The sequence below is a fragment of the Streptomyces sp. NBC_00887 genome, assembly GCF_045207585.1.
The window spans coordinates 364,942-381,184 of record NZ_CP108788.1 but is presented as its reverse complement, the minus strand read 5'-3'; the positions used below and the strand labels follow the sequence as shown (position 1 = coordinate 381,184).

Here is a 16,243-nt window from a genome sequence, read left to right as displayed (position 1 = left end):
TCGGGCGGCCGGAACCACTTCGCCGGGTTCTTGCAGCAGCGCTCAGGCTGTCTCCGCGGACAAGGGATGCCACAGAAGATACTCCGCGAGCTGTTTCGTCTGCCGCCCGGGCAGCTGAAAGTGACGGCTGTCGGCCTCCCTCGCCCCGCAGCTCGTCCTCGCCGGACACGCGCCCACGGACGTCGCCCGTCTGCTCCGCGACCATCCCGCCACCGCCGACAGCCCGGACACCACCACGGCGTTCCTGGCCGCACTCACCGGCCACTGGCACCGCAACGCCCGGAAGCCCGCGCCCCCGGCGCCCCCGGACTGCGCGCCTACCAACACCGCGCCGCCGCCGGCCTCGCGCTCCTCGACTACCGCCTGAGCTGAACAGCGGCTGCTGCACCCTCGCGTCAGTGGCGGCACGGCTCCACATTGCCCGCAGGCCGCCCAAGATCCCAGGGCCTACACGCACTCCAGTGCGATGCCGCCGCCTTCGGGGGCACGACATCGCACTGGAGTGCGTGTAGGCCCTGGGACGCGGTGCCGCTGGGCCCGGGTCAGCGAAAGACCCCGGGCCGCACGGCTCGCCCGGGGTCCTCTCCAGTCCGACCTGGCGCTGCACTCCGTCCATCGGGCGACGCCGGGCCCCTGAAAACGACGTCAGGCCGCGGCCCACTCCAGCCCGAGGCCGGCCAGTGCGGCGATCTTGTCGGCGGTCAGCTTGGCCCGGCGGCTCTTGCTGTTGCTGAGGAACACCCCCAGCTTCACCTCACTCCCGTCCTCCAGCCGCTCCACATGAGCCCTGGGGACGGTCACAGAGCCCTCGCGGGCCTTGTACTGCGCCAGGGCCGCCACGCCCTTCTCGAAGGCGCTCACAGCCGCCCACCCCACCGGCCCGGCATATGGAGCTCTGCTGTCTGGTTGAATGCGCCACCGTCAGCGGGCGCTGCGTCGAGTTCGGCCAACAGGGCGCGGACCTGCTCCAGGTCTGATTCGGGGGCGCGGACTTCGAGGTAGATGTCGAGGGCCTGCCGCACGACTTCCCTGGCAACTTCGACGGTTCCTGTCGCCTGGTGGGTCTGGCCCAGGTGGAAGAGGTTCTCGGCTTCGTTGTAGCGGTGGCCCAGTGCGCGGTTGAGTTCCAGGCTGCGTTCGTAACCGTCAATGGCGTTCGTATGGTCGCCGAGCTGGTGGTAGGCGTATCCGAGGGTGTCCCAGGTGCCGGCCTGGCCGCGGGAGTCGCCCAGCTCCTGCTGGATGGCGAGTGCTTCTTGACCGCGGTGCACCGAGGTGGCGTGGTCTCCGTTCTGGGCGTGGTCCCAGGCCACCGCGTTCAGTGCGCGTGCCCTTCCTGCGAGGTGTCCGGCGGAGGTGAACAGGTCGACGGCGCTCTGGTCGTGTCGCAGGGCTGCGGCCCGGTCGTCTTCGCGTTCGTATAGCCAGCCGAGCGCGAGGTGGGTGTGGGCCCGGGGGACAAGGCTGCCGGTCGTCTCCGGGAGGGACAGTGCATGTGCCAGCTCGCGGTGAGCTTCGGCGTAGCGGCCGGTCTCGGTGAGAGCCCAGGCGAGCGAGCGGTGGGATTCGACCTGGGCGGCCGGGTCGCCGAGGCGGACGGCGGCGGCGAGAGAGGGTGTGCAGGTCGGCGATGTCGGCCCAGCGTCCGCGCCGGGCGAGGTAGGTGGTGAGGGCCCAGGCCGTCTGCCAGGCGCGGGCGTCCTGGCCGGTGCGCACGGAGTGGTCGACGGTCGCGGTGAGCACGGGGTGCTCGTTCGTGAACCATTCCATCGCCCTGTCGTGCGTGGTGAGTTCTTCCGGAAGGGCGCCGTGTGCGGGCGGGGCCAGTGGGATCGGGTCGCGGTGGGGCAGCAGGAGCCGGTCGGCGGCATATGCGGTGTGCGCGTAGTGGTCGAGCACCCGGGTGAGGGCCGCCCGCCCTTCGGCGGCGGGAGCTACGGTCTGCGCCAGCTCGAGGGCGTAGGCGCGCAGCAGGTCGTGGCAGGAGAAGCGGCCGGGGCTGCGTTCCTGGACGAGGTGGTGGGCCTGGAGGCGGCGCAGCCAGGTGCGGAGGCGGGCGGGCGGTTGGGCGGTGAGGCTGGTGGCGGCGGGCAGGGCGAGGTCGGGGCCGGGTGCCTGGGCGAGCTGGCGGAACACCCGGGCGCAGTCGTCGTCGAGGGCGAGGTAGGAGGAGGCGAAGACGGTCCGCACGTCGGCGGATGTCTCGCCGGTGTCCAGGGCGTCGAGCCGGGTCGCGGTCTGGTGCAGCTCTGCAGCCAGGGCGGTAAGGGTGAGCATCGGGCTGGTGGTGAGGCGGGCGGCCAGGACACTGATGGCCAGGGGGAGCCCGCCGCAGTACTGGAGGATCTCGGTGACGGTGTCGGGGTCGTCGGTGAGCTGTTCGGCGCCGAGGCGCCGGGCGAGCAGGTCGTGCGCCTCGGCAGGGGCGAGGGTTTCCAGGGTGAGTTGCGCGGCGCCGTGGGAGGCCGTCAGTGCGGGGAGCTGGCGCCGGCTGGTGATCAGAACTGTGCAAGTGGGGCTGCCGGGGAGCAGGGGCAGCACCTGCTCGGTGCTGTGGGCGTTGTCGAGCAGGATGAGGATCCTCTTGCCTGTCGTCAGGCTTCGGTACAACGCGGCATTCGCCTGCGGGTCCGTGGGGATGTCCGCGGAGCTGACGCCGAGGGCTTCCAGGAATCCCCGCATGACCACGTGCGGGTCGGCCGGCTCCCCTGCAGGGGTGAACCCCTGCAGGTCGGCACAGAGCTGCCCGTCGGGGAATTGCTCGTATCGGCCGTGGGCCCAGTGCAGCGCAATCCAGGTCTTGCCGACGCCGCCGGTCCCGCAGATCGCCGAGACCAGCACTGCACCGCCCGGTTCGGACTCAGTTGTCAACAGCTTGTCCAGCTGGGCGAGCTCGCTGCCGCGGCCGGTGAACAACGGCGGCGGGGCGGGCAGCTGCCGGGGGACCGGCGTGGTCCGCGCCACGCTCAACGGGGCGCGGGCCGGCGGGGCGAGCTGCGGGTCCGAGTTCAGGATCTGCTGGTGGAGCTCGCGCAGCGCCGGTTCCGGGTCGCTGCCCAGCTCCTCGGAGAGCAGGAGCCGGAGGCCCTGGTAGTGGTGCAGGGCGTCCGTGGGGCGTCCGCTGCGGTACAGGGCCAGGAGCAGCTGGGCGGCGAGGCGCTCGTCCAGCGGATGGGCGTCGGCCCGCGCTGTGAGGGGGGCGAGGCATTCGCTGTGGCGGCCGGTACGCAGCATGACATCGGTGTGATCCAGTTGCGCGGCCCACCGTTCCGCCTCCAACTGCGCGCGCACGGTGTCCAACCAGGGGGATTTCAGCCCGGACAGGGGCTCACCGTGCCACAACCCGAGCCCCTGTTCGAACAGTGCCCGGGCGGCGTGGTCATCAGTGGCTTCCGCGGCTTGCCGGATCAGACGGCGGAAGCGGTACAGGTCCACTACGGCCTCGTCGACCTCCAGGACGTAACCGCCGGAGCGGCGGACTATACGGGTGCCGTGAGGGCTCAGGGCGCGGCGGAGCCGGGAGATGTAGGCGTAGAGCGTGGTCTGGGCCCGTGCGGTCCCGTCGCCGCCCCACACCCGGTGGAGGAGTTGATCGGCTGGCACGGGGTAGTTGGCGTCGATCAGCAAGGCCGCCAGCACGGACTGTTGCTGCGGGTGACCCAGGGGTACCCGGTGCCCCTCGTTCCGTACCTCAAGGGCGCTCAACAAACAGAACTTCACCATGCCGTGGTGCCTCTCGCGCAGGTAGAGGTGCCGGAGCGGCCACTCTGACCTGCTGTATCAAGGTTTCGGCAAGGTTTCCCCCAAGTCGGCCGAGCATAGTAGCAGACGTGTCCCAAACCGGGTGGTTCGGAGCCTGGCAAGGACACGGGTAGCTGGCACAACTTCGCCCGCATGAAGGGTTGGAAGATCCTGCGTGACTGCCGACTCAAAGGCGACGGCGTCCATCACGCCATGTTCGGCACCGCCCGACTGCACAACCTCGCCCTCGCCGGAAAGCGAAGGGGTGGCACCGCGACCGGCCCCGCCGCCACCGTCCCCTAGATCGTTACGGGACAATCCTTAATGGGAGTATTTATGCGACTCAGATCGTCTCTCGTCACGTCCGTAGTGAGCGCCGCCGTCCTCCTCACCATGACGCCTGCGGCCAGCGCCGCCACTTCCTCTGAGGCCGAGACCTCAGCTGCGCGGGAAGACAGCAAGCAACGCCCGGTCTTCTTCATAAAGGGCTACACCCCAGGTCACACCTGTGGAGAGAAGTGGAACTCCGCCGCCACACTGTTCAAGAAGTCCAAGTGGGAGGGGACCCTACACCGCGTCGGTTTCTATGAGGAGGACGACGAGGAGGACGCCGAGAACGGCGGCATCGGGTGTGACGTACGGATCGACCCTGAGGGCAAGGGCACCGTGGATACCTCCCTGAAAGATCTCGGGCGCGGCCTCGCGTGGAAGATCCACGACATGTACTCCTCCAAGGGGCAGACCGTCGACGTCGTCGGCCACTCGATGGGCGGACTGATCGCCCGTGCCGCGCTGGCCGGATACGAGAAGGGTGACCCGACCTGGCCGCCGGTCCTCTTGGTAGAGGACGTCGTCAACCTGGGCACCCCGCAGAAGGCCGCACTGTTTGCCGCCCTCTGCTCCTCCAACCTGCAGTGCCGGGAGATGCGCTACCCGAACGGCACCTTCCGACGCTGGCTCGGCCCCACCCTCCCCCAGGCGAAGGGGGGAACGGACTGGACGCTCATCGGCTCGAATGCCGACGGTACGGTCGGCGCCGGCAACGCGGCTCCCACTGACGTCGGGGCGCAGCATTTGGTGCGCTACTCGGAGAGCTCCGGTCTCGATCACACCAAGCTGCGCACCAAGCGGGCCGGCACCTTCCCGCTCCGGTATACCAACAACGGCGGCGCCTGGGGATCACTGCCGCAAGGCGCTGCGCCTCTGCGGGCCACCATGAACGCCCTTTACTGGCACAGCCGCTGGTGAACCCTCCGAGAAATGGCATGGCGAGCGATTACTGTCGCTGAGCGCAACCGCCAGTAGCCCGGCACTGCTTGGGGAGCACCCCGTACGACGGACGCTGATTAACCCATGTCCGTCGTACGGGACCGCGATCCGTAGAAAGCAGCACCATGTTTGCCGAGGACGCCTCCACTATCCGCGCCGACCGCCTGCCCCGCGTGATGGCCAGTCTTCGCAACCTCGCTATCAGCGTCTGCCGACAGGACGGCCACACCAACATTGCTGCCGCCACCCGCCACAATGCCCGCCACCCAGGCTGACCTCTGGCCACACTCGGATTGACATGATCAACCGGAACTCACGTGCTCAACCGGACAGAACCGCAACACGCAAAGTCCCAGCTCAGTGGCCCAAGAAGCCCCGGCGTGGCCAGGTAGTCGACCGGAACGGCCGTCAGCCACTTGCTCGAACGCAGGTTTGTAGGCCAGTGCTCCCCACGCATCGATAATCAAGCTGCGCCAGCGCCGCATCCGCTACTCCTCGAAGATGGCCCGAAGTTCGGGGAGCCTACGCCCTTTGACGGTGCGGCTGGCTGGGGTCTGTGTCACGGTGGGTATGGGGCGCGGTTCGTGGGGGGAACTGATTGTAGATCGAGTCCCCTGGTTGGATCGCGGCTCCGGGGCTAATCCGGGATACAACCCACAACACCCCAGTGAGACCGTTGAGCTATTGCTCGATTTTCGGAATCACAAACGAGAATCGAACCATGTGATCCAATACTCGGCCATTACGTGGTCAATTTAGAGCAAGCTCGACTAGGGCAGGGAGGTAGCCATGGCGCAGATATCTGGATCCGGACAGAGCGAGGCTGGAATCCTCGGAACAAGCGAGAAGGAAGACGGCGTCCTTGGACTCGGCAATGCTCCCGGCAAGGCCGGCGTTGCTGGCGTCAACGAAAACAGCGGAAACGGCGTATTCGGCCGGGGCTTCAACGGCCTATTCGGAGACGGCAAGGACGGGAACGGCGTTGTCGGAGTAAGCCAGAACAACGACGGCGTTCTGGGAATAGGCAATATTTCCGCTAAGGCCGGCGTTGCCGGAGTGAACGACAACGGCGGCAACGGCCTGTTTGGTAGGGGTGGAAATGGTGTATTCGCCACGAGTAACGTAGCCGGGGGGAAAGCCGGCGTCTTTGATGGCGACGTCCTGGTTACGGGCGACCTTCTCCTCGCAGGTGCCGACTACGCCGAGGCCCTGACTGCTGCTGACCCCGCCGTTGCTCCTGGAACGGTTGTCATAGTCGGTGAAGACGGTCAGGTCCAAGCATGTGAGCAGGAATACGACACAGCAGTAGCCGGGATCGTGTCTGGTACTGGCGGAGAGAAGCCGGCCGTCGTGCTCGATCGCCACGACGGCGGCGTAGCGGTTGCGCTAGTGGGCAAGGTGTGGTGCTTGGCCGACGCCGATGCCACCCCCATCCACCCGGGCAACCTGCTCACAACCTCTTCCACCAACGGTCATGCTCGCCGCGTGACAGAACCCCACAGGGCGCTTGGCGCCATCATCGGTAAGGCATTGACCCCGCTCGCCAGCGGCCGCGGACTCGTCCGTGTCCTGGTCAGCCCTCGCTGAGAAGGACGAGACCATGATCAGTGTCCGTCAGCAATTCGGGCCGGGTGTCGGCAGCCTGGAAGCGGTTCGCTCGGCCTTGGGGCCCCAACGCCCGACATCGCTCCGCGATCTTCTCGGTCTCTACGCGGCGCCGATCGACTCTGATGAGCCTCTCGTGACGCCCGACGGCGTCCCACTTGGCGGACACCATGCCATCCACCTTGAGCGTAACGGGCTCCGCTACAACGGCCACGTGCGGGCGACGGGCTCGGAATTGGCTTCGGCTCCGGCTGGTGGCTCCTGCCCTGGAGGCGGCTGAGTGCAAGTGCGGCGGCCTCGTGCGCCTCTTCGTAGGCCAGTGCCTTTTGGGCAGCGAGTTCCTCAACTGCCATCCAGGGAGCGCAGATCCGCTCCGCCTTGGTCCGCCTGATGGCGCGCAGGACGTCCGCCTCGCCGCCGTCAAGACTCAATCTGCGAATCACGCAACTGTCCAGAATGATCATGCGTTGCCCTAGCTCTCGCTCGACGTCCAGCTACGACTAGCACCCATAACCTGCTCCCCGCAGCTGAGTTGCGGTACCGAGCCCTTGCAGGTCCGTCGTTACGACGCTGGGGGTCCTCGGAGCTCCGAAGAGGGCGGCGGGCCCCCGGGGGAGGACGCATCCACCGGGGGCCCGCACAGGTCGGGCCGCACTCTGGGGCCGGAGGCGCCGCAGCTACAGGGAGTGCACTCCTGCGCCGCTCGGGCACTGCGTCGGCATAACTGCCGGCACCTCGCGGCGAGGAAAGTACACGCCCGCCCAACCCTCGGATTGATCAGCTTCACGGGGACCGACTCATGGCCATGATCTAAATACCGGCGGACGACCTTCGGATCCATGGAACGGCGTTGCCTTATAGTGCTTGGCTCGGGCGATGGTGGAGCACCCGGGCGTGCACGGTCGGCGGTTTCAGGAAACCGGCGAGCTCATCGACCCGGGCCCACGCATTGCGGCCGGGCCGGATCAGTCCGGTCGTCCACTGCTCGTCGAACCGGTCCCGCCACGGCCACCGGTCGGGGCCCAGACGCAGCGGGCCCAGGGACCAGCCGGCCGAGGAGAACCGGGTTCGTGCCGCGTAGACGTCCAGGGCCGCTTCGATGTGCCGCAGCCGTCGCTCGGCCCGGCCAACCACGTCGGAAGAACACCGCACGAGCAACTGCACCCGAACCAGCCCGGCATCCTCCGCCAGCTTCCCCAGCGCCTTGTCCCGATCCACCCTCGGCGGCCGCGGCGCCATCAGCAGACTCCGCCCCGACCCCGACCGCTGCTCCTGAGGCATGGTCAGCCTCGTCACCTGCCAGGTCAGGGCGTCCTCCATCGTCGCGGCGTCCTGCGTCATCCACCGCGCTTCCCGCCGAGACTCACGCCGCGCGTGATCCCGCGCCGCGTCGACGACCTGCCAGCGCCTGGCCCGAAGGCGCCACTTCGACGCCGGCGACAGGTCCAGACACATCTCTGCCAGATCGCCCAGATCTGCCCGCAGGTCGGCGACCGCGTCGATGAGCGGCTGCAGCGGATCGGGCTCCAGCGGTACTTCCCGCAGCCGTGACCCCGGGGCGCCGTGCAGGCTGAATACCGCCCGCACCGTGTGCTCCGGCAGCTTGCGCTTGTCTCCTATCGGCCGGGCCGGCTCCGAGCGCACCCGGGCGTACGGCGTCTGCAACAGCAGATGCCGCGCCGACGCCGGGGCCTCGACCCGGTAGGTCAGCGGCTTGCTGCCGTCGGCTCGCAGCCGCACCCGCACCGTACGAGCAGACCTCGGTGTCCACCACGGACCCGCACCGGCAGCCCGGACCAACTGCGCGCCGAACCGGCCGATCTCCTCGCCACTCGCCTCGAACTGACGCGACGGCAGCAGCTCCACGTACGTCCGCCGCTCAAGAGCCGCTGCAGACAGACGCCGAGGCGCCACCCGCGATGCCGCCGATCAGCCCCAGCAGCCACGCGTACTCGTACGTCCAGTTCGCCCATGACCAGGCCAGGGAGCCGAGGGAGGTCAGGGTGTCCCATGCGGCCGCAGGGGCTGAGGCAAGGTTCATCGTGCGGGACGTCATGAGTCCCTCTCGGACGGGATGGCGTGCGTGATCGGCTCCGTCGCCGTCGGCGGGGCCGGGCTCGTCGCGCGGGAGAGTTGAAGGGGCATGCGGGACTCCGAAGGGAGAGGCGATCAGGTGTTGTTCCTAAGGAACCCGGCGCCACTCACCGATTCGCTCACCATGGCCACCCGGTTGAGATCACGGTTGGGGCACGGGGTCGGTGGTGAGTTGCTGACGCTTACGTGGCGGTGCATCTCGCACTCACCATCCCTGGTCAGAGCCTCCGGGACGCGTGTGGTGCGCGAAGGTCCAGGCGGCAGGGTGCTATGAGCCTCTGGGAGCGAACTCACCACGACTGCGCGCCCACTCACTCACCGCGGAGCCGTGCAGACGGCTGGGTGGCAGCAGCGGCTGGCATGCTGCGGGCATGACCGACAGGAGCACCGCCGCCGATTATCTATGGCTCGAGAAGCAGTACCCATTTCTCATGGAGGCGTACTGCATCACCCTTATCCAAGGCCTTGGCCCGGATGCGCTGCTCAAGGCGCTCGGGGCCGACCCCGGGGAACGCATGACGGGTGTGAGGGCACTGGACGGGCTAGCGTACGGACAGGTCGAAGACGGTGAGCGCTTCGTGGCGGCGACTTCCATTGGTGACTGGACGCTGATGGTCGAGCACAACGGCTACGTGGGCATCGCGGACACGATCATGCTCCCTATCTCGAGCGGCCGGACAGTGGTCTCCCACTACTGCAACGTCAACGCGGGCGACCAGTTTTACTGGTACCAGGACGGAGCCACCCGCCTGCACTTCGAACCCGGCATGCCCAACCGCCGCGACGGCGGCCACCCCGACGGGCTCCTCACGGAGATGGAGGAGGCGGGCTTCGATCTGAACGACATGGACGAAGACAACCTCAACAGGCACACCGAAGCTGCCTTCGCCCTCGCCGAACACATCACAGGCGTACGCCTGACCCCAGAGCTCTTCGCGTCGGCGGAGTTCACCTGCGGTCGTGTGCCCGATCCACTCAGGTAACTCCCGACCGGATATGCGGCGGAAGTTCACCGTACGGGTGCCCACGTCTGTGCTTTGCGTGCGAAGCGGACAGCGGCGGCTCGGCCATCGATGAACGCGCCGGACGGGTCGGCTCCCGCCCGTACGAGTTGCACAATCACGCCGGCCGGATGGTAGGTGTCGCGGCGGGCGATCAGCCCTTGGATCCGGATCCGGGAGTACGTCGCAACCGTCCGTCGTTCGGGAAAGTAGGCGGGCCACTTCGACCGTCCCGCACCGGTGATCTCTGCCATCCACACCGCCCGCCCCAGCGCGGTGAGCTGTCGTTCATCTTCCGGGGACAGGTCGGCAGGAATCGCCCGGTCCAACGCGCGTTGCACCAGCGGGTCGGCACGGGGACCGGCACCTGGCTCCGGCAGGACCTCTTCCTCCGCCAGGACGGGTGGCGACGCGGTGCTCGCCGCTGGTACAGACCTCACCTCATCGGCCCCAAGCCCCTCGTCGGCCGGCAGCCCGGTGTCCGAGCTGCTCCGGGTCTGCGCCGGGTGGGGGGGAAGAGAGGGCGAGCGGTAGGGAAGGTGCTGACCTTTCGCCCGACGGCATCGCGTAGACGACGAGCGTGCAGCCGGTCGCGGCCAGGACCCCGGCTGCTGCGAGGAGGGCGCGGCCGCGGCCGCGGCCGCTACCTGACTGTGTGGTGGTCACAGGACGCGGGCTCCTCCGGCGTAGTCGGACATGGAGGTGCCGGAGTCGACCCGGACCCTGGTGCCGGGCCGGGCGGCATTGATCATCTGACCGTTGCCGAGGTAGATCCCGACGTGGTGGATGGTGCTGTTCCGGGTGGGGATGTAGCCGTAGAACACCAGGTCGCCGGGCTTGAGTGCTCCGATTCCGGCGGAGGCGGGGATCCGGGTGCCGACACAGGCCTGCGCGGAGGCGGTACGCGGCAGCGATATCCCCACCTTGGCGAATGCGTACAGGGCGAGCCCTGAGCAGTCGAACCCCGTGACCCTGCGGCCGTCCTGCCCTCCGGGCGAGCAGCACACCCCCGACGAGGGGCCCTTCGCGTTGCCGCCGCCCCAGGAGTACGGGACGCCCTTCTGCGCTAGGGCCTGTCTTCAAACACTGTTGCATGGTGCGGCGACATGAGCTCTCGGACGACGAGTGGGACGTTCTGTCGGGGCTGCTTCCGCGGACGGGCACGGGGCGGCCCCGGCGAGACGACCGGGTGGTGCTGAACGGGATCGTGTGGAAGCTGCGGACCGGTTCGGCCTGGCGTGATGTGCCGGAGAGGTATGGGTCCTGGCGGACCTTGTACACACGTTTCCGCAGGTGGGCGCTCGATGGCACGTTCACGCGGATGCTTGAGGCCGTTCAGGCTCAGAAGGATGCGGCAGGGGACGTTGACTGGCTGGTATCGGTGGACTCCACGATCACCCGCGCTCATCAGCACGCGGCCGGCGCCCGTAAAAAGGGGCAGGTCCCGCAGAAACGGCACACGCTCACGCCCTCGGACGATCCCGTGGCGGACTGACGACCAAGATTCACCTCGCCTGCGACGGCCGCGGCCGTCCGCTCGGCTTTGTCGTCACAGGCGGCAACACCAACGACTGTACGCAGTTCGAGCAGGTCCTCGCGCAAATCAAGGTTCGCCGCCCAGACCCAGGCCGACCGCGCAACCGACCCGACCATCTCCTGGGCGACAAGGGATACAGCAGTCGATCCATACGCAACTACCTGCGGAAAAGCGGAATCCCGCACACCATCCCGGAACGGTCGGACCAGCAGGCGAACCGCCGTCGTCGCGGCAGCAACGGCGGCAGGCCGCCACGCGTTGAAGCAGCGCTCGACGACGTTGCGCTGTTTGTAGCGCTCCTTGTCGAAAGTGCTTAAAGCAGTACCGGGCCATCGCCACCCGCTACGACAAAACCCGCGAATCCTACGAAGCGGCACTCACCATCGCGTCACTCCTGATGTGGATATGACCCTTTGAAGACAGGCCCCAGTGCCCTGGTACACCCCACGCGGCTGACCCGTCCCGCCACCTGCGCCCAGACCGTGCCACCATCACCGAACAGCCGACCCGTGACGCCCAGTAGGCTCTGCAAGACCGGCTGGGAAGCCGGACCGAGAACATGACGAGCACCGGACGCCAGCAGGGCGCACAGGACCACGACGCCGGGCCGGCACGCGACAGCCCAGGGGGAGCGGATGACGGGGCAGAACCCGCAGGTCGCGGGCCGGACGGTGGACCCGAAGCAGCAGTACCGCGACCTCAACGACACCCCACTGCCCGCTTACGAGACCGACTGCACGACGGCAGGCTGGGAGAGATTCGGATGAGACCCGGCCCGCAGCACTCCGGCCGACGACACATCCGCATCGTGCGGAACCTGCGCGTCCTGACAGCCGCGCCCGCCCGCTCCCCACGCTGTCAGGAGGATGCACGCCGTGTCGCCGCCCGCCTGACCTACCTGCGCCGCGTGACCTCCCTGCCGTCCCCGACCGAGCCAGTCCTGATCGTGGCACCCGGAGACGCAGACCGCGCGCTCGGCGCCACCGCAGACGTCCTCTACCTCTGCGCACACTCCTACCCCGGACCTCAGCCCGAGGGCTTCCTAGACACCGACCTCGCTTCCCTGAGCAGCCCGCTGACGGCCAAAGCCCTGATCCTGGACACCTGCTGGGGCGCGGCCCCCGCCGTACGCCGAACCCTGGCCGGCTTGCGCCCCGCCCACCTGCCGCCACTGGCATTGCTCGCCTCCGCCGGCCCTGCCCGCTTCGACCACCACGTCCTGGCCGGCCCGTTGCTGGAAGCTCTTCTCACCGGCCCCCGTTCCGGCCCGTGGCATCAACGTCTTGCCTCCGCGAAGACCGCCGCCCTGACAACCACCGAGCTGGCCGCGCACACACGACGCGACTGGAAACGCTGGCAGATCCACTACATCCCCGGTACCCGTACCACCTCGTAACTGTGGCGCAGCTGATGCGTTCTGACCTGCCCTGCCAGGCGGGCAGCGGACGCAAGAGGTCATCGTGCTGCTTTGAACGCACCCCGGCCCGCTGGTGACTTGATGTCGATGCCGTCGTCCCTGCCGCGCCCGTTGACCACCTCCACCGTCGCCTCGGCGTCGTACAGGCGGTGCACCAAGGCCTCGACGATCCGGTCGAACAGGGGCTGCCCGATGCGCTCCCACTCAACAGCCATCCTTCTGCCGCGCGGATCTTACTCACGCCATCGTCCCGGCAGCGTGCCGCTGTGACACGTGAGTGGCTGCGCGATCCGGACCACAGCGTCCCCGAGTACCCCAAGGAGCCGGGGCTGTGAGTAAGGCCGGGCTCCCCGGGCATCGACGGCAATAGGCTGGGCAGAAGTCCTACCCAGCCCACTGTCGCGCTTGCGCGCTACGCCCACCGCAATCCCGATCGCGGACAGCTGCTCCATCCGCTCCGGCGTCAGCGTCGCCGCCCGGCTGCGCTGATTCCCCATCCAGGCCCCCAGCTTGTGCTCCCGCTCCTCCCGCTCCTCCCGCTCCTCCTGGTCCTCGCCGACGATCCGCTCAACCCACTTCCTTGGGACCTGAAGGTGCCCCTCGCGCTCGTAGAACTGCTTGGCGGCCTCGTAGTTCATCGCCCACTTGTCGGACTGCGAACGGCGCCGCTTCGGCCTTTCCTCCTCGGTCGCGGGCGTGATCCCGAGGACCTGCTCGCACATCCACCGCTGCACGCCGGTGAGCTGGTCCCACCCGTACCGCACCGACGTCACCCACCGCCCCAGATCCTCGCCCTGGCGCAGGACCTCGCGCGCCTCGGTGGGCAGCGCCTCACCGGTGTCCAGGTGCATCCGGACCAGGTGGAAGGACCGCTGCCACGTCACCGGCCACGACGGGCACCAAGAGGCGTCGATCTCCTCCAGCTGCTCGCGCCGGGTGTCCGACAGCGCACCGGCCGACGACTCCACCGGCAGACCCTCCGCGCGCCGCCGCTCGATCTCCTGCGCCTTCCGCGCGGCCGCCCGCGCGTTCTTCAACCAAATACCCACCGCCGCACCCTGGAACGTGGCGTCCAGCGGTGCCAGAAGGTGCCCGTTCTCGGCAGCCTTGCGGGCGGCGGCCCGCGCGCGGCGGTCAGGCCCTCCTCCCTCGCGACGTCGAAGTGGGACGAGATCATGCCGAGCTTTTCCAACTGGGCGGCACGGTCCTCGTCCATGTTGCCGGCGTAGAACCTCCTGGCGTCGGCGGTCCACTGCCCCAGCGGGAACCCGGCGAGCGCGGCCGGTCACCCCTCGCCTTCCGCCTCCTGGTCGTCGACGGCCGGGACGCGAAACGTGAACGGCACCCGTAGGTCACCGTGTTCGCGGGCGTAGATCACAGCGGCCTCCACGCCACGGCGCCAGTGCTCGTGCTCGGGGTTGAGGACGCGCAGGTTGATGAACGCGGCGAGGGTGGCCGGGTCGCGGGGCGTGGAGAACCTCAGCAGGGCCTTGGCGGGGGCGCTGACGCCCCCGGAGCCCTCGCCCGTGCTTTCTTCCCGCTGGCGTCCTTGCTGACGGGCTTGTAGGCGCTCGGTGCCTGCTGCTCCGCGAGGGTTTCCACGATCCGCGCGTTGTGCGCCCGCAACGCCTCCAAGAGCTTGGCCGGCCCGCCGAACGCCGGGGAGGTCAGCATGCTGTCCGCCGTCTCAGTCTGGTCACTCGGGCGAAGAGCCACGGCCAACACCGCCTTCGACACACCCGACGACCTCGACCGCACACTCCGCCGCGAGTTACGCAGAATCCAGCTCCGACCCCACCTCAGCGACGGCTGCCTCACCGCCACCGGCAGGACCGTAAGAAGAACGGTGTAATTCCGATCATGGAAGGGTGCACCTGTGACCAGCGAGAACATAGCCAAGCCGTCTGCGGCAGGAGCCGCGTCAGCGTCGGTTGACGGCCAGTTCCTGAACGAGATCGTGGCCCGGGCTCAAGCCGATGGCCGGCAGCTGACCTCGGCCATGACGGGCACGATCCGGCCGGGAAGAACGGCGGAAACTTCCGCAACGCACCTGCGAGTGTGGCTGGAGGAACGACGGCTCGCGCACGTGCTGGCCACGAAGGTCAACGACACCGTGATCACCGTGCGCGGGGCGGACGCGCGGGTGGAGCAGCTGGTTGCCGCGCTGCCTGCCAGCGGTGGAACCGGATCTCCGGCGGGGCCGGCGCGCACGGTGAGCGGATTTGCGACTGGGCGCGTGTCGCGATCCGCCCGTACTGGGAGAACGGCTTCGGACCCTGGGTACTGGCCCGACGCAGCGTCAGCGACCCGAGCGAGATCGCCTACGGAAGACGCGATCGTCGGCACGAACTGGAGTGCTGATCCGGAGGCGCCGACCTGGGGGGGGGCGATGGGTACGGTGCGGAGCGGTGATTCGGTCTGTCGAACCGGCCCGCAGTCCATGGACGGCGGCGGCAGGAGACGGTGCCGGCCAGTACGTCGAGCCGGTTCCGCTCCGTGACCAGGGCATGCTGGTGCGGTGGGAGCTTGCAGCTGCGGTCACCCTCACTGGTGACGATGAGCAAGGTGGCCCGCTCGACCAGGGCGTGGGGCAGGTCGCGTGCGGCAGGATACGGAACCAACGCGGCTCCTGCGCCTGGGGGGTGAGACTTCGGAAAAATCCCCCAGCGCCACAGGAGCCTCGTGCGTCGCGGGCGTCGAGCCCGTCACCCGATCAGTGGCCACGCTGAAAGAGCTCAGTAGGTCAGCGCGTCCTCGGCGGTACCGAAGAAGCTGGTGACCTGGCTGTCGTTGACCGTGACGGGGCCATCGTTGACCGGAACGGTCGTCGGGCTCTCGGAAGCGGCGAGTGCGACTTCCACCTTGTCGGCGCTCTTGCCACCCGCGGTGTCGGCGCGCGAGAACATGATCCCGGCATACGCGCTCTCGCCGGGCTTCAGAATCCAGTCCTTGCCGGCGGGTCCCATGTGCCCGGCGGCGCCGTCGAGCCCCGGAATCGTGATCACCAGCTCGTTCGGCGACAGCAGACAGGGGTCGCTGCCTTTGTTGCTGGCGGTCAGCAAGGCGTGGTTGACCGGCCTGGACGCGACGGTGACGTTGTAGGTGAGGTCGGCCGTCTCGCACATGCCGACACCTCCGTCCTGATCGTCGTCGGCCCCGGGCTTCGGCGACGACGGCGGGGTGCTGGGGCTGTCGGAGAACTTCCCGCTGCCGCTGCCACCAGGGTCGGCCGACGAGGGCTTGTCGGTGCCCTCGTCCGTACTCGTAGCGGAAGGGCTCGCGTGCGTGCCCGGGGTGGCCGCGTCGTTCTCGACGTCACCGTCGCATGCGGTCAGGGCCAGGATGCCGATCGACAGAGCGGCGAGTGCGGCGGTGGTACGGCGTGAACGAGCGGTGTGAGCCATGAGAAGTCCCCCGGGATTCGGAATGTCCCGGTGATCGTGCCTCATGGGAGCGGTGCTGCCCATTGATCGCACCGAGCGGGAGCGGTCTTCGAACAGGTTCGTGACATTGTGACGGCGGCCGTGGCGAGGGAGTACCCGGCATCGAGCGGTGGCCGTACACGCCGCCGACCCGGCT

17 protein-coding genes and 3 pseudogenes are annotated in these 16,243 nt (G+C 68.4%); 8 read left to right on the top strand and 12 right to left on the bottom strand.

Features of this window, described 5'->3' with window-relative positions:
* Positions 1 to 645 precede the first annotated feature (645 nt).
* The 3 genes and pseudogenes from OG844_RS01765 to OG844_RS01755 all read right to left on the bottom strand — a co-directional run.
* Positions 646 to 867: pseudogene (locus OG844_RS01765) on the bottom strand (helicase associated domain-containing protein); the annotation flags it as partial.
* Positions 858 to 1,232 carry a tetratricopeptide repeat protein gene (locus tag OG844_RS01760; protein WP_406395961.1) on the bottom strand — a complete coding sequence of 125 codons (375 nt, stop codon included), beginning with the start codon at positions 1,230 to 1,232 and terminating at the stop codon, positions 858 to 860. The pseudogene OG844_RS01765 and the gene OG844_RS01760, both read right to left, overlap by 10 nt.
* Positions 1,147 to 3,705 carry a BTAD domain-containing putative transcriptional regulator gene (locus OG844_RS01755; protein ID WP_406387626.1) on the bottom strand — a complete coding sequence of 853 codons (2,559 nt, stop codon included), beginning with the start codon at positions 3,703 to 3,705 and terminating at the stop codon, positions 1,147 to 1,149. Before OG844_RS01755 ends, OG844_RS01760 begins: the two co-directional genes overlap by 86 nt.
* 189 nt (positions 3,706 to 3,894) lie before the next feature.
* Between OG844_RS01755 and OG844_RS01750 the strand changes: the two genes are divergently transcribed.
* The 4 genes from OG844_RS01750 (at position 3,895) to OG844_RS01735 (ending at position 6,597) form a co-directional block, all read left to right on the top strand.
* Entirely contained in the window at positions 3,895 to 4,044 is a 150-nt protein-coding gene (locus OG844_RS01750) for a hypothetical protein (RefSeq protein WP_406387625.1), read from the top strand.
* 33 nt (positions 4,045 to 4,077) lie between these two features.
* A complete protein-coding gene (locus tag OG844_RS01745; RefSeq protein ID WP_406387624.1) occupies positions 4,078 to 4,989 on the top strand; it encodes an esterase/lipase family protein in 912 nt (303 codons plus the stop codon).
* 146 nt (positions 4,990 to 5,135) lie between these two features.
* A complete protein-coding gene (locus tag OG844_RS01740; protein ID WP_406387623.1) occupies positions 5,136 to 5,285 on the top strand; it encodes a hypothetical protein in 150 nt (49 codons plus the stop codon).
* Positions 5,286 to 5,799: 514 nt separating this feature from the next.
* Positions 5,800 to 6,597, top strand: coding sequence for a hypothetical protein (locus OG844_RS01735; RefSeq protein WP_406387622.1), 798 nt, complete (start codon positions 5,800 to 5,802; stop codon positions 6,595 to 6,597).
* Positions 6,598 to 7,470: 873 nt separating this feature from the next.
* Here the strand turns inward: OG844_RS01735 and OG844_RS01730 are convergent.
* A complete protein-coding gene (locus OG844_RS01730; RefSeq protein ID WP_406387620.1) occupies positions 7,471 to 8,481 on the bottom strand; it encodes a hypothetical protein in 1,011 nt (336 codons plus the stop codon).
* Between the two features lie 13 nt (positions 8,482 to 8,494).
* Positions 8,495 to 8,671: a hypothetical protein gene (locus OG844_RS01725; RefSeq protein ID WP_406387619.1), complete on the bottom strand. Its 177-nt coding sequence runs from the start codon at positions 8,669 to 8,671 to the stop codon at positions 8,495 to 8,497.
* A 409-nt stretch (positions 8,672 to 9,080) separates the two neighbouring features.
* Here OG844_RS01725 and OG844_RS01720 point away from each other — a divergent pair, with 409 nt between their 5' ends.
* On the top strand, positions 9,081 to 9,692 hold the full coding sequence (locus tag OG844_RS01720) for a DUF6461 domain-containing protein (RefSeq protein WP_406387617.1): 612 nt from the start codon (positions 9,081 to 9,083) through the stop codon (positions 9,690 to 9,692).
* Positions 9,693 to 9,718: 26 nt separating this feature from the next.
* On the opposite strand, the gene OG844_RS01715 is transcribed toward OG844_RS01720, so the two are convergent.
* Positions 9,719 to 10,150, bottom strand: a complete 432-nt coding sequence (locus OG844_RS01715; protein ID WP_406387616.1) for a hypothetical protein — start codon at positions 10,148 to 10,150, stop codon at positions 9,719 to 9,721.
* A 222-nt stretch (positions 10,151 to 10,372) separates the two neighbouring features.
* Complete coding sequence (locus OG844_RS01710; protein ID WP_406387615.1) at positions 10,373 to 10,717, bottom strand: C40 family peptidase; 345 nt, start codon at positions 10,715 to 10,717, stop codon at positions 10,373 to 10,375.
* 86 nt (positions 10,718 to 10,803) lie between these two features.
* Here OG844_RS01710 and OG844_RS01705 point away from each other — a divergent pair.
* From OG844_RS01705 to OG844_RS01695, 3 genes and pseudogenes are all read left to right on the top strand, one after another.
* Positions 10,804 to 11,656 (top strand): annotated as a pseudogene (locus tag OG844_RS01705) (IS5 family transposase).
* Positions 11,657 to 11,882: 226 nt separating this feature from the next.
* The gene (locus OG844_RS01700; RefSeq protein WP_406387613.1) at positions 11,883 to 12,014 is read left to right on the top strand and encodes a hypothetical protein; all 132 of its coding nucleotides are present in this window, start codon (positions 11,883 to 11,885) and stop codon (positions 12,012 to 12,014) included.
* On the top strand, positions 12,011 to 12,643 hold the full coding sequence (locus OG844_RS01695; RefSeq protein WP_406387612.1) for a hypothetical protein: 633 nt from the start codon (positions 12,011 to 12,013) through the stop codon (positions 12,641 to 12,643). Before OG844_RS01700 ends, OG844_RS01695 begins: the two co-directional genes overlap by 4 nt.
* A 59-nt stretch (positions 12,644 to 12,702) precedes the next feature.
* Here the strand turns inward: OG844_RS01695 and OG844_RS01690 are convergent, their stop codons facing one another.
* From OG844_RS01690 to OG844_RS01670, 5 genes and pseudogenes are all read right to left on the bottom strand, one after another.
* Complete coding sequence (locus OG844_RS01690) at positions 12,703 to 12,879, bottom strand: hypothetical protein (protein WP_406387610.1); 177 nt, start codon at positions 12,877 to 12,879, stop codon at positions 12,703 to 12,705.
* Positions 12,880 to 12,897: 18 nt separating this feature from the next.
* Entirely contained in the window at positions 12,898 to 13,740 is an 843-nt protein-coding gene (locus tag OG844_RS01685) for a helicase associated domain-containing protein (RefSeq protein WP_406395960.1), read from the bottom strand.
* Positions 13,698 to 13,880, bottom strand: a complete 183-nt coding sequence (locus tag OG844_RS01680) for a hypothetical protein (RefSeq protein WP_406396389.1) — start codon at positions 13,878 to 13,880, stop codon at positions 13,698 to 13,700. Before OG844_RS01680 ends, OG844_RS01685 begins: the two co-directional genes overlap by 43 nt.
* 1,282 nt (positions 13,881 to 15,162) lie before the next feature.
* Positions 15,163 to 15,285: pseudogene (locus OG844_RS01675) on the bottom strand (IS5/IS1182 family transposase); the annotation flags it as partial.
* 114 nt (positions 15,286 to 15,399) lie between these two features.
* Positions 15,400 to 16,068, bottom strand: coding sequence for a DUF4232 domain-containing protein (locus OG844_RS01670; RefSeq protein WP_406387609.1), 669 nt, complete (start codon positions 16,066 to 16,068; stop codon positions 15,400 to 15,402).
* Positions 16,069 to 16,243: the final 175 nt, after the last annotated feature.

Bases quoted from the DNA above. Each gene is read 5' to 3' on its own strand.
- OG844_RS01750 (WP_406387625.1), top strand. From the start codon at position 3,895: ATGAAGGGTTGGAAGATCCTGCGTGACTGCCGACTCAAAGGCGACGGC.
- OG844_RS01745 (WP_406387624.1), top strand. From the start codon at position 4,078: ATGCGACTCAGATCGTCTCTCGTCACGTCCGTAGTGAGCGCCGCCGTC.
- OG844_RS01740 (WP_406387623.1), top strand. From the start codon at position 5,136: ATGTTTGCCGAGGACGCCTCCACTATCCGCGCCGACCGCCTGCCCCGC.
- OG844_RS01735 (WP_406387622.1), top strand. From the start codon at position 5,800: ATGGCGCAGATATCTGGATCCGGACAGAGCGAGGCTGGAATCCTCGGA.
- OG844_RS01725 (WP_406387619.1), bottom strand. From the start codon at position 8,671: ATGACGTCCCGCACGATGAACCTTGCCTCAGCCCCTGCGGCCGCATGG.
- OG844_RS01720 (WP_406387617.1), top strand. From the start codon at position 9,081: ATGACCGACAGGAGCACCGCCGCCGATTATCTATGGCTCGAGAAGCAG.
- OG844_RS01700 (WP_406387613.1), top strand. From the start codon at position 11,883: ATGACGGGGCAGAACCCGCAGGTCGCGGGCCGGACGGTGGACCCGAAG.
- OG844_RS01695 (WP_406387612.1), top strand. From the start codon at position 12,011: ATGAGACCCGGCCCGCAGCACTCCGGCCGACGACACATCCGCATCGTG.
- OG844_RS01690 (WP_406387610.1), bottom strand. From the start codon at position 12,879: ATGGCTGTTGAGTGGGAGCGCATCGGGCAGCCCCTGTTCGACCGGATC.
- OG844_RS01680 (WP_406396389.1), bottom strand. From the start codon at position 13,880: ATGGACGAGGACCGTGCCGCCCAGTTGGAAAAGCTCGGCATGATCTCG.
- OG844_RS01670 (WP_406387609.1), bottom strand. From the start codon at position 16,068: ATGGCTCACACCGCTCGTTCACGCCGTACCACCGCCGCACTCGCCGCT.